Source organism: Peribacillus sp. FSL R5-0717, assembly GCF_038002945.1.
In the GTDB taxonomy this organism is placed as follows: domain Bacteria; phylum Bacillota; class Bacilli; order Bacillales; family DSM-1321; genus Peribacillus; species Peribacillus frigoritolerans.
The window spans coordinates 433413-452909 of the sequence record NZ_JBBOOF010000001.1; the positions used below are offsets into that span (position 1 = coordinate 433413).

Genomic DNA, 19497 nt, shown 5'->3' on the forward strand with positions numbered 1-19497 from the left:
TTTACCATATTATACAAAAATCATTCCTATCAGAACCACTCCGATTAAAAAATTAAAATAAAAAAGAACCAAGGGGCACCTTGGCTCTTTTTTGGATAGACTTTAGTTAAAGCGTAACAGGAAGAATGGATACAATCTTCTCTTTCACCTGCTCCGAAAAATCCTTATCAATCAAAATCTGGACTGTCCCCGAATCATTGCTCGTCCTGATCAAACGCCCTATTCCCTGGCGCAAGCGAAGGAGCATGTATGGAAGGTCCACTTCTTCAAATGCGTCGGAAACCGAGTTGCGTTTAGCCTCGAAAACTGGATCTCGCGGCGGGAATGGCAGGGAGTGTATCACAACATTTTGTAATGAAGGCCCTGGAACATCAAGTCCTTCCCATAAATGATAGGAGAAAAGAACAGATTGCTCATCCTCTTGGAACTTCTTAACCAGCTCGCTGATTTCCGCTTCCCCTTCAAAATAAAATGGATAAGAAGACATTGGGCAGTTTTCCTTGAACCAATGCAATTCTTCTTTTGACTGGAACAACACGAGTGTTCGACCTTCATTTTCCTCAATTGTCTTCATCGTAAATTGAAGTTTAGCCAATTGATCTCCATTTTCGAAGGTAGGCATGTACATTTTCATGACTTCATCGTAATCAAACGGTGATTCAACGGAAAAGCTGTCATACTTTTCTATCCCTAAACTATCTGCAATGTACTGAAAGGATTTATTATCCGATAATGTTGCCGATGAAAAAATGTAAGGGATTTTTTTAGAGAATACCTGTTCAGACAAAATATCCTGTACGAGCCTTGGCATGATGACCAATGTTTTGGTCATTTCATTTTCTTCAAACCAGGAAACGGCCTGTTCATCCTTTACAAATAGAGAAAGGGAGTAGCCCAGCTGCTCTAAATATTCTTCCGTCACTTTTAAATCATAATCATTGATCGTGTACATTTCCGCTTCAAAAACTAGGTTCTCCTCTAACTCCTCAACCTTTTTGTGAAGCTTATGGGCAAAGCTTGTAATTTCTTTGGACATTGGGATTTCATAACGATTAGATCCGCTGACATGTATCGCTTTTTCATCCAACAAATCAAAAAATTCTTCATTAATATCAATTAAATCCTCAATGATGTATAAGGTTTCTTCACGAACCTGATTGGCTGTAAGCAATTCCAAAACCGAGGCAAGGGTTTGTTCCCCAACTTTATAAGTTAAAGCCTTTTGAGCAGCAAATTCCAATAAGTGACCTTCATCAAAGACAACGCAGCTATGATCTGGCAGCAATGGTAACTGTCCTTCACGCTTACGCTTTTCCTTGGTCCATACATGCTCCATGAAGAAGTCATGTGAACAAATGATCAAATCACTTGATTTTCGATAGTGGTCCCTTGATAGGGTTTGCCCGCATCGATGGCGTTTATCACAAGTGAAACAGTTTTGGAGTTGATCCCAGCCAACTTTAGACCAGTCTTCATCATTTAAATATGGGTACTGTTTACGGTCCCCATATGCTGTATAGGCGTTCATGGATGAGTTATCATGGACAAACTTGGGAAGTTCATCATATAGCTGATCTATTCCCTCTGAATCTTCATGATTCACTGCGTAATCCAACTTCTTTAGACATACATATTGATCGTGATATTTAGCAAGCCGAACATCCACTTCAATACCTAAAGCATTCTTGATTTTTTGGATGTCGCCTTCCTCTTTGACAAGCTGTTCAATCAACGTTTCATCTGCACACGAAATAATGGCCGGTTTATTCGTATATCTCGCATAACAAATCGCATATAGTAAATAGACCAATGTCTTACCGGTCCCTACCCCTGCTTCAGCAAAACTTACATTCTTTTCCTTAAAGGCTTTTTCTAATTGAAATGCCATGAAGATTTGTTCGTCACGCAGCTCAAATCCTTTTTCGGGAAGAATATCGTAAAAGACATCACCGATCCATTCTGAAAGCTTATCGTAAAAAGAATCTTCCTTTGTTACCGAAAAAGGCAGTGTTTTAAGCATCCTGGTCTCCCCTTCTATCTATCATCAGTATATAGAATCCGAATCATTATAATCTTAGGCAAAAGTATATTATCCTTTATTTCACATTAATAGTCAAGGTATTTACCAACCATTTGAAAATGAAACGTTTTATGTATGTTTTTTCTATGTATGCTGTCTGGTTGTCCCATTCGTAAAATAAAAGACAGGCTCCAAAAGAGAGCCTGTCTGTAAATAATATAGGGTTGAATTAAGCTTTGTTTACGTTTGATGCTTGTGGTCCACGTTGACCTTGTTCTACATCAAATGTAACGTCTTGGCCTTCTTCAAGAGTTTTGAAACCTTCGCCTTGGATAGCTGAGAAATGTACGAATACATCGTCTCCACCTTCACGTTCGATGAATCCAAAACCTTTTTCTGCGTTAAACCATTTTACTTTACCTTGTTCCATTTTTGTTGCCTCCTAGTGTGTTCTCCACACATTATATTACTATCCTTGTTCAAAAGAATATTAAGGTAATCCTTAAATCTGAACAAAAATAATTCATTATTAGAATAACAGAAAAGGAAATGATAAGCAAGACTGGAACCTATTATGAATAAATCGTCCTGACTAGCAAAATCCTCCGTTATATTCTACCTACTTGTTCACCTTGAGGCTGTCTTGGCGGCCTTTTCCCCCAATATTGATAAAGGTCAGCACGGATGAAACCATTGAACAATTTCCTTTTTTTCGTTGCAGGCTTACCATAATGCTGTTCGAAGTCAGGGTTGGAGGTAATCATGTATACTGACCAAGTATCAAGCTTCTTGAAGGCTTGGCCCATTTCCCTATACATCTGCTCAACCGCTTTTTTCTCGCCAAGACGTTCTCCATAAGGCGGGTTCCCGACAATGACACCATACTCTTTCCTGGTCGAGATATCCCTCACCTGCATTTGTTTGAATTCAATCAGATCACCAAGACCCGCTTCAAAACTATTAGCTTTAGCTATATCGACCATTCGATGGTCAATATCACAACCGGTTATGTCCAAGTACTGATCATAATCGGCTAAATCTTCAGCCTCGATCCGCGCTTCATCCCAAACCTTGCTGTCCATCCATGACCAAGTTTCAGATACGAATTCCCTATTAAACCCCGGTGCTATGTTCTGACCAATTAAGGCCGCCTCGATGGGAATCGTTCCAGATCCACAAAATGGATCTATGAAAGGTTTATCCGCTTTCCAATTGGTCAGCATGATTAACGCAGCCGCCAATGTTTCTTTAAGAGGTGCCTCCCCCTGCCCGGTTCGATATCCCCGTTTATGCAGACCTGCACCTGAAGTGTCTATGGTAAGTGTCACAACATCTTTTAAAATAGATACTTCAATTTTAAACAAAGGACCAGTCTCGGCAAACCAAGACACTTGCTTGTATTTACTTTTCAATCTATCAACAATTGCCTTTTTGACAATGGCCTGACAATCAGGGACACTGTATAGCTTTGACTTAACGGATTTTCCACTCACGGGGAACTCGACATCGGCCGATAAGTAATCTTCCCAATTCAATGCCTTTGTTTTTTCAAACAACTCATCAAATGAATATGCTTTAAATTCCGCGACTTTAATTTTCACCCTATCGGCAGTGCGCAGCCATAAATTAGAACGGGCAATGGCGGATTGATCCCCTTTATACGTGATTTTACCATTTTCGACTTGACAATCGTAACCAAGATCCCGAACCTCCTTGGCAACAATTGATTCCAATCCCATTGCTGATGTTGCGATAATATCGAATTGTTTCATTAATTCTGCACCTTCTTTCCATTAATCCAAATCAATGGCACCTTTTCGCGAATTTCTTCATTTATGTATTTTAGAAGCAGGCATTGATTTTTTACATGTAAACCTTATTTAAAAGGTCCACTACCATTTATCTTGCCGTTAGAATTCTTCATTGTTGGCCTAGCTTCTATCATGATCATATAGCGGGAACATCTATGGATTACCGTGACATAAAAGCTTTACTCTATTATCACTGCACCTTAAGATACTCGCTGCAATTATATGCTTGAAATCATCCAAACCAATTATGTATGGTTCCCATCCATTATCCGCTTTTCAGCTAACAGAAGAGCTTAAGGAACCTTTATAAATAGGATACCCAGAATCAAGGAAATGCTTAACATTCCAACACTATTTTTAAAAACGTTTCCGAAGACTTCATTCAAGCCATTTTCTTTCCGCTGGACACTTTTCGAATGGAATGAAAAACTTGCCAAGTTCTTAGTTTAACACAGCGGAGTTTCCGAAAACGAAAAATAAAAGGAAATGCCCAATCTTTTTATATTAGGGCAATTTCCATAAACAAAAACTCTCCTTTTAAAAGGAGAGTTGTGCTTTTGGTGTAATATGATAACGTTTTGTAAGCCATGTTTTGTTCCTCAGTACTGCAAGCGACTCGCGTCTCGTACTTCGGCGGTAATCATCTATCTACAGAAGCATGTGCTCCTGTCCTTCTCCTCGTTCATTTCCAAGGAAGAAAGCGCCCCTACCATTAATTTGGGTTTCTCGCTCGTGGGGTTTACCTCGTTCCACCCTTTACATTTCTGTAAAGGCTACGTCACTGTGGCACTTTTATAGGTATTCATGCCATATCCAAAAGGACTTAGGCATTTTCCCAGCCGTCAGCAATCCAAGATTGCTGCCCAAGCTTATTTTTTCGCCAGGCACGAACACTACGGACATCGCAGTCCGTGCGAGCATGGACTTTCCTCTACTGCATAAATGCAGCAGCAATTACCCAAACGTTAACATAACATAATTGATTATACTCCATTATTCATGAAAACACAATACCAAAATAATTTTAACTTTTACAATGCAAAACCTCAATCAAACAGCTTGTTACCAAAAACGTGCTTTTCCAAGTTGGATAACCGTTTAAGGATGTCAAAGTTAGTGGTTCCCGGGGTGGCACTTGGAGCAGGTTGATTTGGACGTTTTGTACTCTCGTCGGCTTGTTTTTTCAATTTAAGATTTTCTTGTTTAAGATCTTCAATTTCCTGATGGAACACTTCATAATCTTTAATGATCAGATCCAGGAATTGATCCACATCTTCAGGTTTATACCCGCGCATGGCTGTTTTAAAATCTTTTTCAAGAATATCTTTAGCCGTTAATTTTATCTTATCGGATAGCATAAGACTTCACCTCAATACTTTCGCCAATACAATCGACTTTTTATTATTTTTTCAAATCTTCTTGGGTTTGTCAACGAAACACCTTTTTGTATCTTACTGTTTCAGTGAACGGTATGTATTCCCATTAAAACTGTATCTAAATTTCATAATAATATGATTATGCTTTAGAAACAACTTTTAAACCATAATTATTTTCTCTCATTCTTCGGACCAGCTCGCTTCTTCCGCAGCCGATTGCAAATCATCAAAGTTTATCTGAAAGATGGGGTATGGCTGTGTTTCAGCTTTTTTCATCGCTTCGAAATAAGGATATCGGGCTGATCCTTCTTTTTCGGCTTCGAAAATGATGAGCATGGCATCGCTTTTATGGACCATATACCTATTTTTGATTTTAAGCTGTTCGGGCCCTTCATATGGTTTGTTGAAAATCGATTCAACAAAATCGGCACGGGCCAATATGGATCGGTAAAACTCTTGATTCGTTTCATTCCATGACTCTTCCTGATTCAGGAAAGGAGTAAGCACACCTAATTTAAGCTGATGAAATTCTTCCTGTAACTCGAAAACCACTTCGGCACCCCATAATTCCGTACCCAACTGACCTGAGATGATCACCCATTCCAGCCCATCTTCCACCAATGGCAGGAGACGCTGTTTCATCGCTTTCTTTATATATTTTACGGCTTCATGGTCATTTTTAAATATCCCGAATTCAAAAGCTTTGTAGCCGGTCATATACAAAACCTTCATCGCTTGGCCAATCTCCTTTTAACATGATTATGTAAGAAAACAAGGGCTTAATAAGCCCTTATTTTTTAGTATCCGAAATGCTTAGGCGGACAGCATGGGTTTTGCGGCGGCCTTCCACAGATCAAGTGTTGATTATAGCACTCGTTCACCACGGATTGAGTATGCGGGAAATAATGCTTAAACGTGTTCACATGTTTATTGACATTTGTAGTATGTGATGGATGAACGACAGGAATCACTGTGTTCGATACATTCGTATTAACATATTGCTGTGTTGGAGAAACTTGCGCTGGGGCAACTTGAGATGGAGATGTTTGTGTTGGACCATATTGCGCTGGAGATACAGCCGATGGACCATATTGAGCTGGAGACACAGCCGATGGACTATATGCTCCCATTACGTTAGAGTTTTTACCGGTTGACGCCCCCATTACGTTATTGGGGTATTTACCGGTTGATGCGCCCATTACTCCAGGTGCGTTCCCGTATGCGCCCATTACATTGTTGGATACTCCCATTACATTGGGTTTATTTCCTCCACAATTACGAAAATACATTTATAATACGTCCCCTTTCATCATGATAAGTTTAGTCTTACCATTACAGACTATGAAAAAAAGGGGATACGTGTACTGATGAAATGACCTAATTATACAGAATAAGTATAAAACGATGTATGGCTGTCGATAAGTACACTATTATATGAATGCTATCTCTTCAAATATAGAGGGTAATTTTCTACAAAAAGGAATAGAGACTGTCTTTTAATGAAGTAAATAAAACAATCGTTAAACAAAGGACAACAAAAAATAGAAATAAAGTCGTTTTATACATTTCTCCGCTCCGCTTTCACCTTGATTTTATTTGATGTATAGGTATGAAATGAACGCTTGGAATTTCACCCTCAACTCTTTCATTTTACACACAATAGTTGAAGGCTACAATAATTGTATACATATTTTTTAATTTCATCCTTTTGCACTAAAAGACCATTCTCATGCCTTTATTTTACATAGAAATATCCTTTGAACCTTCTTTCTTTTCGAGCCGCCGAATCCTCTTTTCCAATTCCAATTGTTTTTTTTCCTGAGTGATCCCTTCTCTTACCATCTCCTGATGGGCGATTATTGAACATTTTAGAGCATGACCGACTTCCTTAAATTGATGTTCGTATAATTTTGCACATTCAATCTGTGCCTGTATCCTTATTTGCACATTCCCTTTTAAGGCAACTTCCTTCCAAATCTCCAAAGCTTCATTGAATTGTTTTAGCTTCTTTTTCTGGAAAGCTAAGGCATGACCAGCCATTATCCGATCTTCCTCACTTCCCCCTTCCAATATTTTTTGATATGTCTCAACTGACTCCTCTTTTTTCCCCAAATAATCGAGCCATCGTGCAATCTCCATGGACTCTTCCGTATATCCATCGATTTGGAGGATTTTTCGGGACAAATGAATATACAATGTGATCAGTGATAGGATATCCCATTCATTATGCTTCATGATCCCAAACAGAATTTCCGGATTCTTCCTCTCAACAAAATCAAAATAAATCATCGGCGCCAAATATCCAGGAATATCATCCTCTCTATGTACACCAAGAATATCTGTTTCGACAGCAGATAATTTCACTCGCTCCAATTTGTTTCTCCAAAGGCGTCTTGAAGCATGATACAAATCGAAATGTCCGAATTCCGGCAGTTTTGGTACATGCTCTTTTATCAAGGTATGTCTTGTTTTTAGCTGAGGCCAATCAAAGGATTTACCATTATATGTGACAAGGGTTTCGTAATTGATGTTTTCCAGAAAGCTTTGATAGAGCGGGATTTCACTTCCAGGCTGCGGAAGGATATGTTGCTTCACGACAACTTCTTCACCTTCTAAATACGCATAGCCAAGTAAAAAAATGGTATTGCCCGCTCCTCCTCCAAGCCCTGTCGTTTCCGTATCGAAGAAAAACAGATCTTCACTTTTAACGCCCTTGGCGGAGAGTGGATGCTCCAATGAAGCTTGATTCCACTCTTTTACGACCTTTTTAAGCTCGGAAAATGCATATAAGCCGTGTTTGTGATTTATAGGGTAGCGGACTTCCCTAATGAAACAATAGTCACCATCGAAATGAAAGGAAACGGTATCGTTCTCCAGCCACTTTTCCAAGTAAGGAATTTCTTCATTCTCTTTCTGGTCAATTACTTCTATAGGAGAAGTATGTTTCTCTAGGTTCATATGGGTTTTCATACGGTTTAGTTTATTTTTTAAAGACATGAAATTACACCTCTTTTCACGGATCCCTGTAATCTATTAATGTTTTTGCTTACAAAATTGACCTAATAATTGTTTGGCATCACTCTTGGCTGTTTTCGTTGCGGATTCCGTTCCAATACAGGAAGGACAGCCGCTTTCACAAGTGCAATTCTCTATCATTGATATTGTTTCCATCAGGATGACTTCAGAGTTTTCATATACTTTATCACTTAACCCTATTCCACCCGGATAACTATCATAGATGAAAATGGTCGGTTTTTCATTATGCGCTGCCTTAACCTGCGGATACACATGAATATCATGCGGATCGCACATAACATATAGCGGAATCATGTAATTTAGAGCATGGGAGGCTCCTATCATTCCTTGTTCTATTCGATTTTCGTCCCAATTGAATATATCAGAATCCATGGAAAGCATGGCCGAACTCGTATGCAGCTCCATCTCCGGAAGACTGATTGGTCCTGAACCAATATTTTCATGAGTTTCGAATTTGATTTTCTTGAAGATCGTAGGCATTGCCCGGATTGCGACATCACCAAAAGCAGCTGCTGTGGAAGCGAAAGATCGCTGTTTATCGACTTCCAATACAGACAACTGGACAGCAAGGTTAGCATCCGTATAATAGTCCACATTGACTTCTCGTACATAAGCTTTCTTTTCATCCCAATCAAGTTCTTCTACCTGAAATTGAATTCCCTGGTGCAAATAAATGGCTTCATCGTGGAGAAGGGTCATTGCACTGAACGTATCCATTTCCCCGATGACCCGATTAACCGGTGCATTCGTTTGGTCGATGATCACGACATTTTCCTGTGCCGCTGAACGCAGGCTGATATTGCTTGCGGGAAAAGCATCGTTCATCCAATGCCATTTGTCCCCATTCAAGTGTAAGACCCTTTCTTCTGTAAGGAATTCAAGAACGTCCATAATCTCTGTTTTCCCAAATATATCGCCTTTTTTAAATGGCAGCTCATATGCTGCACATTTTACATGATCAACCAGGATCAAAAGATTATCCGGATTGATTCTTGCCGTCTCTGGATTTCTGGTAAAGAAATAATCGGGATGCTGTACGATATATTGATCAAGGGCACTGGAACTGCCAACCATGATGATCAATGCTTCACCATGTCTCCTTCCTGCCCGTCCCGCCTGTTGCCAGGCACTCGATATGGATCCAGGGTAACCAGTCATTATGCAAACCTGAAGCTGGCCGATATCGACACCCAACTCAAGTGCATTTGTGGATACCACTCCATAAATGGAACCATCCCTAAGGCCTTGTTCAATTTCCCTACGCTGTGTTGGCAGATATCCGCCGCGATAGCCCCTGATTGATTTTGGCCCCAATTGCTTTGATACAAGCTCCTGTAAATATGTCAATAGAATTTCCACACGAACCCTGCTTCGCGCAAAAACGATGGTTTGAATTTTATTTTTCAAAAATTCATTTGCCAGCTTCCTGACTTCCAAAACCGCACTCCTGCGTATGTTCAGCGGTTTATTGACTATTGGGGGATTGTAAAACACAAAATGCTTTTTCCCACTCGGGGCTCCGTTATTATCGATAAGGACCATTTGTTTTTCCGTAAGCTCTTCTGCCAACTCTTTTGGGTTATTGATTGTAGCGGAAGTACAGATGAATACAGGGTCGCTTCCATAAAAATTGCAAATCCTCTTTAACCTTCTAATGACGTTGGCTGTATGACTTCCGAAAACGCCGCGGTAAATATGAAGTTCATCGATGACCACATACTTCAAGTTTTCAAATAATGAGACCCATTTCGTATGATGGGGCAGGATTCCTGAATGGAGCATATCAGGATTGGTGATCACGATATGTCCGGCCTGGCGGATTTTTTGCCTGATATTTGAAGGTGTGTCCCCATCGTATGTATAACTATTTATTTCAGCATCCATTTCATGGATCATTTCATTCAATTCGCTTTTTTGATCATAGCTCAGTGCCTTTGTCGGAAAAATATATAGCGCCCTGGTTTTTTCATCTTCCAGTATTTTTTGAAGGACCGGCAAATTATAGCATAATGTTTTACCAGAAGCTGTAGGTGTTACCGCTACAAGGCTATTGCCGCTGACAGCAGTATCAAATGCAGTTGCCTGATGGGTATACAACCCATTAATCCCCCGTATTTCAAGAGCATGCTTGATCTTATCATTCATTGCTTCGGGAAAGGGAACATGTTTTGCCTCTTTTGCTTCAATAACTTGCCAATGTACTATATTTTCTTTAAAATCTTCATTTGTTTTTAGATCCTTTATGACTTCCAGTAAATTTTTTCGCAGTTTCATTTAACCACCTCATCCTCCTATTCTACCGAATGAACGTTCTATGCAAAAGGGAAACTATTTCCTATTCAAAAAAAAAGCTGGAAACGTCAACATCTCGTTTCCAGCCCGGTCATTTTTTTCACTTAATTCTTCTCGACAAAGCGAATGATTTCTTCAATTAGTCTGCCTGGAGCTTCCAACATTCCCATATGGCCGCTGCCCTTAAGTATTACTTCATTGATATGGCTCCCTTTTACAGAAAAGGTTTTTTCAACGGGAATCACCTTATCCTTTTCACCTGCAACCAAAAGGACAGGCAACTTCGTATCTTCGAGAACATGATTTCTGTCCATTCTGTTCCTCATGGCATGTAAAGACCCTATCGCACCAATTTCACTTGTTTTATATCCGATTTCCTTTGTATGTTCAATATTGGGATCATCGGAATGAGCGAAAAGCTTCGGTATAAGTCCGTCAATGAAAGCAGGGATTCCCTCACTTTCGATTTTCTCGACTGATTTTAAGCGCCCCGCCTTTCCAGTCTCATCATCCGGGAAAGCGGTGGAATGTACCAATGAAAAACCAGACAATTTCCCAGGAAACCTTTCTGCGAATGCCAAGGTGATATATCCCCCAAGCGAATGACCAAACATATATACCTGTCCGATTTCCAGTTCTTCCAAAAATGACGCAATATCAGCTGCCATATCTTCAATCGAGAAAGACTCCCCTATTTCCTCACTTGCACCATGTCCCCGTAAATCAACGGCAATAACCCGGTATTCTTCCTTTAATCCAGCAATGATGTCGCTCCAATATTCATGGCTTCCGCAAAATCCATGGATAAACAACAATGTCTCCTTGCCTTTCCCGGTATCTATGTAGGAAAGCTTGCTATCTGTCATATTAATCCCTCATTTCCTTTATTAATCATTCAATACCGTTATTCCCTATGGACCTGAATCTGAAACCCAACAGTCCATTCACATTTCTTCATTCCTCACATAGCTTATAGGCAAAGGAATTTTTTAGAAAGGAGCACCGTGATGACCTCTTCTGAAAAAAATAATAACCGGAATCGAATGGAACCCTTTTCCCACTTCATTAACAAAATGGATCGGCTGTTTTCCGAAAGGCCTCCTAAAGGCATGCTGAAATCTCTTGACGATTTCTTCGGCTCGGCGAAAGAACGCAGCTTTCCGGTTGATATTCACGAAACGCATTCAGAATATACCCTAACTGCCACCTTGCCCGGTATTCCACGCAGCCAAATATCAATTGATGTACTGGCCCATTCCGTAACCATATCTGCAAAGCATGGAGATAGAAAGGATAAAAATCAAGGATTGTTCCAAAAGGAAGTTTCAGCTGGTACTTTTTCAAGAACCATTTCCTTTCCAAAACCGATTGATGAAACAAATGTGACCGCTCGACATCTCGATGGCATCCTCACGCTTCACCTACCCAAAATCAGGGGGAATCGGATTGAAATCCATTAGGCATGAATAAAAGCAGACTTAAAAAAGTGGCTGGTCACTTGTAAGTCTGCTTTTTTCTTTATTCACCATCTATGCTTTGAAGAAGCCCCCTACTCCTTTGACCATTGAAGATACTTGGGAAACTGTATTCATCATTTGTCCAGCTGTGTTCATCATCTTCGTTATATCCATGGAGCCATCTTGTGTTTTGAATTGATTCATGACCGATTTGAAACCCGATGGCTGGGGTTTTTGCATGAACTGCTGCTTTGGATATGGATTATGAGCCTGCTGCTGACTTTGCGGAGGTCTTTTAGCTGGCTGTAACGGATTTGCGAACGGACTAAAAGCTTGCGGATGAAGATTGGACTGGATTGGCTGCATTTGTGCCATTGGCTGCATAACACTGTTGCCCGGATAAGCTCCCACGGGTATCGCCTGCTGAGGGACTGGTTGAAATGGGTGATGCGCTGCCTGCTGATAAGGATCATGATATGGCGTCATATAGCCCCCTGTATCCTGGTGATGATATGGATACATAAATGGTTGTTCAAGATTATGATTATTTGGCGGAGGATACGGCATTGGCTGTTGGTATCCTCCCCAATTTTCCGGCATTGATTGAGGAAACTGTCCTTGATTTGGGGAGATTTGGTTATAACCGGATCTCATCATGACAATAAGCCCTCCTCTTTTTCATTACATGGTTCTGATAATATATGAAAAAAGAAGGGATAAAGTGTAGGTGTTTTTATGATAAAATCCGATCGATTTCCGTTTTTACATTATTAAGGATGAATTCGATCGACTGGACATGGCTTTTAAATCGCTTATAACTTGTTTTAGGAAAAAATGCCTGAACGGCCACATCAGAAAGGTTATGGGCGGTTTGTTCGATTTGCTCGGGGAAAAGATGCCTAAATTCGGTTTCTTTCATCCACTCCTTCATTCCGGTTTCCCATTCGATGCATACGTTCCTGACCTGATCTGCAAACGGCTTTACTTCCGAAAAGAAATCCTTTTCCTTTCCTTCCAGGCGTACACCCTCATAAATATCATCTGCCTGGTCCGTATATTTAATCAATTGTTCTGTTAACAGCTGCAGTTTTTCTTTTTGCACAATATATTCCTCCGTACATTTGTTTCCCTTATTATAATCCAGTTCTCCATAAAATGAAATTCCTGCGGATTATACGTGCAATTCAGTGAAAACCTTGTGTTTTATAATTGTTTTTTCCGGAACAATGGAAAAGGAGTGGTTCACACCTTCAGCATTCACCCAATAATCCTCGGCTTTCTCAATGGCTTCCTGGGCTTCATTAACTAATGTATATTGTTCCGCCCATAGTTTACACCGCACTGTATTTACAGTTTCCCCATATGAAATTTCCAAACGATCCAGGCTGGTACTGATCTCAGCTATCATCCTTAATATCTCTTCTGTTGCGACACTTTTATTGACCATGCTGATCCCTCCCATTCTTTACCTGTACTATTCTTTTTTTTATCTGAAAGCCCTTCATGACTGACAAAACTAGAAGCGAATCGGCAAAGAAAGTGCAATTCACTTAATTTATTATGCCCTTCGACAACAATGGCAGAATGAAGAATGGAGTTTTAAACAAGAATACAGACAGGAGGTGATTTTATGCAGTCGAATGAAAGCAGACAGCAGAAAAACGAAAAACGACAAAAGCCGCCCACTAAAGAGGCAGGAACGGGAAACCCGAAACTTAGTGGAGAAAACCGCCCCTCTACGTAAGTACTGAATCCAGGGAAGGCTTCATCGACGCCTTCCCTGTTTCCTATTATAAAATCCAATTTTTGATTATTGCTGCCGTGTGCAGCTGCTTTTGTTTATGATCATACCATTCCGTCAAATGCGGGTCTTCTTTCCATTTGGGTTCATTGAACCATTTTTTTTTTACCTTTTTTTTCATATCCCATTGCTCTGTCTCCCCTGCTTGATGATGAATCAATGGATATACTCCTCTCAGCATCGGGGTTTCATGGTATCTAGGCTTTTTTCGATATTGTTCATAATCATATCTGGCACCCGTTGGTTCAGTCCTGCAGGAAAATTCATAAAATAGTGGAAATAAATCTTCAGAAAATAAAAGTCCAGTCAACCTTTTCCCCAATTCAATCCTTTTATCGATATTTCTAAAATGTGCAACGGACGATCCATACAGTTCTCCATTGCAAGTAGGAAATAAAACGGTGCTAAAATGCATCCAATCCTGCAGGAAAAATAACAAAGAATGAAAAACGAAGGATTGCTTTTTAATAACCGGTTCTTCAATGATGTTTTGTTCATTTATGATAAGCGCAGTGACTAATTTTTCACGATTTCCATATTTCCAAAAGGAATGCCATTCGTTCTTCATGAATTTGGTAATAAAAAAATAATGACATAAGTGAAACAATGGACGTCCATATTTCGTCGAATAATGATAGAGAAGTAATTGCGGATATGCATCTTGGAATATTCTCCAGTTGGCTTCTTCATACGTTAGGAATAATTGATGCCTGTATTTAAGGCCAAGTAAATTGGAAAACCAAATCCCTTCAAGATCACACATATTCCAGCCTGCATTCCTGGAAACCATCCCTGCTAAAAAAGACCATTGTATTTCTGGATGGATTCTAAAAAATTGTTCATATGCTTTCGTTCTTGATATATTATCCCTATTCCCTTTTGCAGTTTGGGCTTTTATGGATTGGAGCAACTGCTTTTCCGTCTTTAACATTCGCATCTAGCCTTTCTATAGCGATGAATTGTGACATATAGTTGTACATAAATCCTATCGTTCTAAGAAACAATTCTTTTTATTCACATTTTGGATTCTTTTTTTGCTAATATAGATAAGTGAAAAAAAGGAGGGGTAAAAGTGGCATTTCATTATCCCAACGGACGAAGATTTGTACCGCAGGCTATGGAAGAAAAGAAAAGTCCACTAAAAAAAATCAGTTACAGCAACCGGGGAAAGACATTGGAAGACGATTTGAACGAAACCAATCAGTATTATTTAGCACACGGCATTGCCGTCATCCATAAAAAACCGACACCCATACAAATTGTCGATGTCCACTATCCGAAAAGAAGTGCTGCAGTCATTAAAGAAGCTTATTTCAAACAAGCATCGACCACCGATTATAATGGTGTTTATAAAGGAAAGTACATTGATTTTGAGGCAAAGGAAACGAAAAACAGCAGTTCGTTCCCGCTGAAGAATTTTCATGACCATCAAATTGAACACATGAAGCATATCGTTCAGCATGACGGAATTGCGTTTGTCATCATCCGGTTTTCCGCAATGGATGATATATATTTAATGAGTTCCGAACAACTGAGTTTTTATTGGAAGAGAATGAAAGAAGGCGGACGCAAATCTATAACTCTTCAAGAGGTTGAAAGCAGTTCACGAAAGATTACTCTTGGCTTTCAACCGAGAATTGACTATATTAAAGTAGTAGATTCGCTCATCTCAGAAAATTTTTAGTTTTTTAGAAAGGCAGGTTAGCTGTAATGGCTGAAAAATATAATACTAGAGAAGAACGCCGAAAGCAGGGGCAGACTCAAAAAAAGGGACAGAATAAAAGTCCTAAAAAACCAACCAATATGCTTAAGCGGATTTTCCTTATACTTGTTACATTCGGAATAATAGGCCTGGTTGCCGGAGGAGCTGCAATGGCTTATTTTATAAGCGACGCTCCAGAACTTGACGACAAGCTTTTAAAAGATCCGGTCACATCCAAGATTCTCGATGAAAATGGTAAATTACTTGCTGAAATCGGAAAGGAAAACCGGGATTATGTAAATTATGAAGACATACCCGATCTTGTCGAAGAAGCTTTCCTGGCAACGGAAGATTCCCGCTTTTATGAGCATCACGGGGTCGATTTCTTACGTCTGGGCAGTGCCGTCATAGCCAACGTCAAAAACGGATTCGGCTCAGAGGGTGCAAGTACATTGACCCAGCAGGTCATCAAGCGTTCTTATTTAACGCCTGATAAGACCATTAAAAGGAAAGTCCAGGAAATGTGGCTATCCATACAGCTTGAAAGAAAATATACAAAAGAAGAAATTTTCGAAATGTATGTGAATAAGATTTTCTTTGCAAACCGTGCCAACGGGATCTTAACTGCATCGCAAACTTATTATGGAAAAGATCTTAACGAATTGAAATTGAACGAAGCGGCCATGCTTGTAGGATTACCGCAAAGCCCAAGCAGATATGACCCGTATAAATACCCTGAACGTGCGAAAGAACGCCGTGATATTGTCCTGCACTTAATGAACAAACATGGATATATCACTGAAACGGAAATGAAAAATGCACAAAGCATCGATATAACAGAAGGACTTCAAGAAATCGATAAGAGCCAAATCGATACGACCGCATACGATGCATTCATCGATTTGGTAATTGAGGAAGTCGGAGATATGGGTGACTATAACGTATTTACCGATGGTTTGGAAATCCAGACGACCATTGATAAAGATGCCCAAGAATATGTTTATAACATGTTGAACAGTGATGAAATCATCAATTATCCAAGTAAAGATCTCCAAGCCGGAGTCACATTACTCGATACAGAAACTGGTGAAATTAAAGCAGTGGGCGGCGGCAGGAATACGACGGTTAAACGCGGCTGGAATTATGCAACGGATGCCAAGCGATCACCTGGTTCGACCATTAAGCCGATTCTGGATTACGGTCCTGCCGTGGAATATTTAAATTGGTCCACCTACCACCAAATCAAGGATGAGGAATACACTTACAGTAATGGAACACCGCTTAAAAATGCTTCCGGACGACATTATGGCACTGTAACGACTCGGGAAGCATTGGCACGGTCATTAAATATTCCTGCCTTAAAAACGCTTCAAGCAGTCGGCTTGGACCGGGCACGTGATTTTGCCACTGATCTTGGGATTCCTTTCGACAAGGAAATTACCGAATCGGCAGCATTGGGCGGAGGTAAGGATGTTTCTACACTTGAACTTGCCGGTGCATACAGTTCATTCGGAAACAATGGCATTTATAATGAACCGCATAGTGTGAAAAAGATTGTTTTACGTGATAAAACAACCATCAAAAATAAGACGGAATCAAAACCAGTCATGAAAGATTCTACAGCTTTCATCGTGACGGACATGTTGAAAAGCGTCATGAAAGAACCATATGGAACAGGAAGGTTAGCCAATATCCCTAGTCTCCCGGTAGCCGGTAAAACAGGTTCAACCAACTTTACGCCTGAACAGCGTGCAGCGAACAACATCCCATCTTCGGGTGTAAAGGATAGCTGGATGGCGGGTTATACAACCAATTATACAGTCGCGGTTTGGGCTGGTTATGATAATGCATCTGGTGAGCAAATGGAATATCTGGGTGAATCATCTCAAAGAATCCCTAAATTCATCTTTAAGAATTTAATGGAACATATGGCCCAATCAAAAGAAACGAAAGACTTTGATCAACCTGACAGTGTTGTGAAGGTTGGAGTCATCAAAGGTTCGAATCCGGCTGTTAAAGCCAATGAATATACACCAAGCAGTAAAATCACTTATGAATATTATGTTAAAGGTCACGAGCCTACACAAGTGACGACAGAATATGAAAAAATCGACGTTCCTGGCATTAACGCTTCTTACAACCAGGAAAGCAATGAAATCAATTTATCATGGTCATATCCTAAAGATAATGGGAATACCCAATTCGAGGTTAAGATGTCCGTTGACGGCGGCGCACAGAGTGTATTGAAAAAATCGAAGGATACTAGTTTAACGATTCCTAATCCAACCCCTGGAAGTAAATATACTTTCTCAGTGGTAGCTCTAGTGGATAACCAACAAAGTGATCCTGCGAGTACATCTGTCAAAATACCTGCTGAAGCGGTAGTCCCTGAGGATACTGAGGACGAGGAAATTGAAGATCCTGCCGAAGGTGAAAATCCGGAACAAGAAACTCCTGCTGAAGGCGAAGAGGATAAACAAGACGAAGACAAAAATAGCAATGGCGAAAACAGCAATAACGATAATAAGGACAATAATGGCAATAACGGTAATAATGGCAATAACGACAATAATGGCAATGGTAACAATGGTAATAATGGTAATGGCAACAACACGGATGACGGAAATGGCAATAATGGAGAGGATGTCGAGGGCGGGGATGATACCACTGACCCTGGAACGGTAGAAGAGGAAAAACCAGTCGAGACCCCTGATCCCGATCCTAATCCGGACCCAGATCCAAACCAAGATACCGAATAAATAAATATGAAGATTGACCTAAAAAAAAACGTCTAAGCTTTTGGCTTAGACGTTTTTTTGGCTGTTCTTATTTTTGATCATGAACTTTACATATTGTTTTTCAAATTCTCGGAACAACTCACTGAGCTGTCTATAAGAATGAAAAAAAGCGGGTCTAGCAAGGATGAAAGAAAGCCTTTCATCCATGTTCACCGGAATATTGTTAAAGGATTGTATTTGGCACCGGATATCATTCAATGCCACTGGCTGCCCATGCATCCAGAAGACTGCGGTTAAAAATAAACCGATCCCCTGCTTCATGAGTCCCAAGGTCTGTCCCGCTTTTCGCTCAGAATATAGCAATCTGCATTCCGAATCAATTCCCTTCCAACTCTCCAGCAGTTCCTTTACATGCATTGCCCCCTTCGTCCAGGGAGCATAGGCTTCTACATTATTATAATAAAGTAACTCATACGGGAAATCCTCGAATGGAATCGTTTCACTCCAAACTGCATATCGTTCTTTTTCCAAGATGGTTTCCTTTTCAGGAAAAAACAAATGATGGGCCAATTCTTTAGGGACTTTTAATGATATGGACTGCGTCAATTGGCTTCTTTCCTTTTCATTCTTTTTTTTCCTTCACGGCATAAATCGAGAAGCGGGCAGGTTTCACACCTTGGTGACTGGGCCTTGCAATGATAGCGTCCAAAGAATATCAGGCGGTGATGCGTAACGGACCACTCATCCTTTGGTATCTTAGCCATCAGCGTTTTTTCAACGTCGAGGACACTATCCTTCCAACGGCATAATCCCAGGCGCTTGGAAACACGCTCTACATGGGTATCCACAGCGATCGCCGGCACATCAAAAGCAACGGAAACGACTACATTCGCCGTCTTTCTGCCAACGCCAGGCAATTTAACAAGCTCATCACGATCTCTCGGAACTTCCTTACCGTATTCTTCGATCAGCATGCGCGACAGCTTTTGTATATTCTTAGCCTTGTTACGAAACAAACCGATTGAGCGAATGTCATTTTCCAACTCTTCAATCGGAACGCTTATGTAATCCTCAGGCGTTTTATATTTCTGAAATAAATCCTTCGTCACTTTATTGACTAATACATCCGTACACTGAGCTGACAGGGCAACAGCAACCACCAATTCAAATGGATTGGAGTGATTCAGCTCACAATGGGCATCCGGAAACATTTCACCCATCGTATCCAGACAATATCGAATTTGAGCTTTATTCAACATATCGG

18 protein-coding genes and 1 other RNA gene are annotated in these 19497 nt (G+C 40.3%); 3 read left to right on the forward strand and 16 right to left on the reverse strand.

The window, feature by feature from the left end:
- Window positions 1-106: 106 nt before the first annotated feature.
- The 10 genes from NYE65_RS02085 to NYE65_RS02130 all read right to left on the reverse strand — a co-directional run bounded on the left by NYE65_RS02085 (window position 107) and on the right by NYE65_RS02130 (window position 11401).
- Window positions 107-2020: an ATP-dependent DNA helicase gene (locus tag NYE65_RS02085; RefSeq protein WP_340859697.1), complete on the reverse strand. Its 1914-nt coding sequence runs from the start codon at window positions 2018-2020 to the stop codon at window positions 107-109.
- Between the two features lie 229 nt (window positions 2021-2249).
- The gene (locus NYE65_RS02090; protein WP_034307871.1) at window positions 2250-2450 is read right to left on the reverse strand and encodes a cold-shock protein; all 201 of its coding nucleotides are present in this window, start codon (window positions 2448-2450) and stop codon (window positions 2250-2252) included.
- Between the two features lie 178 nt (window positions 2451-2628).
- Complete coding sequence (locus NYE65_RS02095; protein ID WP_340859706.1) at window positions 2629-3792, reverse strand: THUMP domain-containing class I SAM-dependent RNA methyltransferase; 1164 nt, start codon at window positions 3790-3792, stop codon at window positions 2629-2631.
- 615 nt (window positions 3793-4407) lie between these two features.
- An RNA gene (rnpB, locus tag NYE65_RS02100) (RNase P RNA component class B) lies at window positions 4408-4797 on the reverse strand.
- 80 nt (window positions 4798-4877) lie between these two features.
- Window positions 4878-5189: a cell division regulator GpsB gene (gene gpsB / locus NYE65_RS02105; RefSeq protein WP_034307876.1), complete on the reverse strand. Its 312-nt coding sequence runs from the start codon at window positions 5187-5189 to the stop codon at window positions 4878-4880.
- A gap of 198 nt (window positions 5190-5387) precedes the next feature.
- Window positions 5388-5939, reverse strand: coding sequence for a DUF1273 domain-containing protein (locus NYE65_RS02110; RefSeq protein ID WP_340859708.1), 552 nt, complete (start codon window positions 5937-5939; stop codon window positions 5388-5390).
- Window positions 5940-6004: 65 nt separating this feature from the next.
- Window positions 6005-6496: a CotD family spore coat protein gene (locus NYE65_RS02115; protein WP_340859709.1), complete on the reverse strand. Its 492-nt coding sequence runs from the start codon at window positions 6494-6496 to the stop codon at window positions 6005-6007.
- Between the two features lie 451 nt (window positions 6497-6947).
- Window positions 6948-8204, reverse strand: a complete 1257-nt coding sequence (locus NYE65_RS02120; protein WP_340859711.1) for a ribonuclease H-like domain-containing protein — start codon at window positions 8202-8204, stop codon at window positions 6948-6950.
- A 36-nt stretch (window positions 8205-8240) separates the two neighbouring features.
- Window positions 8241-10517, reverse strand: coding sequence for a DEAD/DEAH box helicase (locus NYE65_RS02125; RefSeq protein ID WP_268591123.1), 2277 nt, complete (start codon window positions 10515-10517; stop codon window positions 8241-8243).
- Window positions 10518-10639: 122 nt separating this feature from the next.
- Window positions 10640-11401: an alpha/beta fold hydrolase gene (locus NYE65_RS02130; protein WP_098186732.1), complete on the reverse strand. Its 762-nt coding sequence runs from the start codon at window positions 11399-11401 to the stop codon at window positions 10640-10642.
- A gap of 141 nt (window positions 11402-11542) precedes the next feature.
- On the opposite strand from NYE65_RS02130, the gene NYE65_RS02135 reads away from it, so the two are divergent.
- Window positions 11543-11995, forward strand: coding sequence for an Hsp20/alpha crystallin family protein (locus NYE65_RS02135; protein WP_340859713.1), 453 nt, complete (start codon window positions 11543-11545; stop codon window positions 11993-11995).
- 69 nt (window positions 11996-12064) lie between these two features.
- Here NYE65_RS02135 and NYE65_RS02140 read toward each other — a convergent pair whose 3' ends face one another.
- The 4 genes from NYE65_RS02140 to NYE65_RS02155 form a co-directional block, all read right to left on the reverse strand.
- The gene (locus NYE65_RS02140) at window positions 12065-12649 is read right to left on the reverse strand and encodes a YppG family protein (protein WP_340859714.1); all 585 of its coding nucleotides are present in this window, start codon (window positions 12647-12649) and stop codon (window positions 12065-12067) included.
- A gap of 76 nt (window positions 12650-12725) precedes the next feature.
- A complete protein-coding gene (locus tag NYE65_RS02145; RefSeq protein ID WP_340859716.1) occupies window positions 12726-13094 on the reverse strand; it encodes a YppE family protein in 369 nt (122 codons plus the stop codon).
- A gap of 69 nt (window positions 13095-13163) precedes the next feature.
- On the reverse strand, window positions 13164-13439 hold the full coding sequence (locus NYE65_RS02150; RefSeq protein ID WP_048688368.1) for a hypothetical protein: 276 nt from the start codon (window positions 13437-13439) through the stop codon (window positions 13164-13166).
- Between the two features lie 343 nt (window positions 13440-13782).
- Complete coding sequence (locus NYE65_RS02155) at window positions 13783-14724, reverse strand: DUF2515 family protein (protein WP_340859719.1); 942 nt, start codon at window positions 14722-14724, stop codon at window positions 13783-13785.
- Between the two features lie 141 nt (window positions 14725-14865).
- On the opposite strand from NYE65_RS02155, the gene recU reads away from it, so the two are divergent.
- Together recU and NYE65_RS02165 are read left to right on the forward strand one after the other, a co-directional pair.
- Window positions 14866-15477, forward strand: a complete 612-nt coding sequence (recU, locus tag NYE65_RS02160; protein ID WP_034307899.1) for a Holliday junction resolvase RecU — start codon at window positions 14866-14868, stop codon at window positions 15475-15477.
- A gap of 26 nt (window positions 15478-15503) precedes the next feature.
- Complete coding sequence (locus NYE65_RS02165) at window positions 15504-18254, forward strand: PBP1A family penicillin-binding protein (RefSeq protein WP_340859721.1); 2751 nt, start codon at window positions 15504-15506, stop codon at window positions 18252-18254.
- Window positions 18255-18299: 45 nt separating this feature from the next.
- On the opposite strand, the gene NYE65_RS02170 is transcribed toward NYE65_RS02165, so the two are convergent.
- Together NYE65_RS02170 and nth are read right to left on the reverse strand one after the other, a co-directional pair.
- Window positions 18300-18839: a YpoC family protein gene (locus NYE65_RS02170; RefSeq protein ID WP_340859723.1), complete on the reverse strand. Its 540-nt coding sequence runs from the start codon at window positions 18837-18839 to the stop codon at window positions 18300-18302.
- Window positions 18836-19492, reverse strand: coding sequence for an endonuclease III (gene nth, locus NYE65_RS02175; protein ID WP_057277814.1), 657 nt, complete (start codon window positions 19490-19492; stop codon window positions 18836-18838). The genes NYE65_RS02170 and nth overlap by 4 nt, the downstream gene beginning before the upstream one ends.
- Between the last annotated feature and the right edge of the window lie 5 nt (window positions 19493-19497).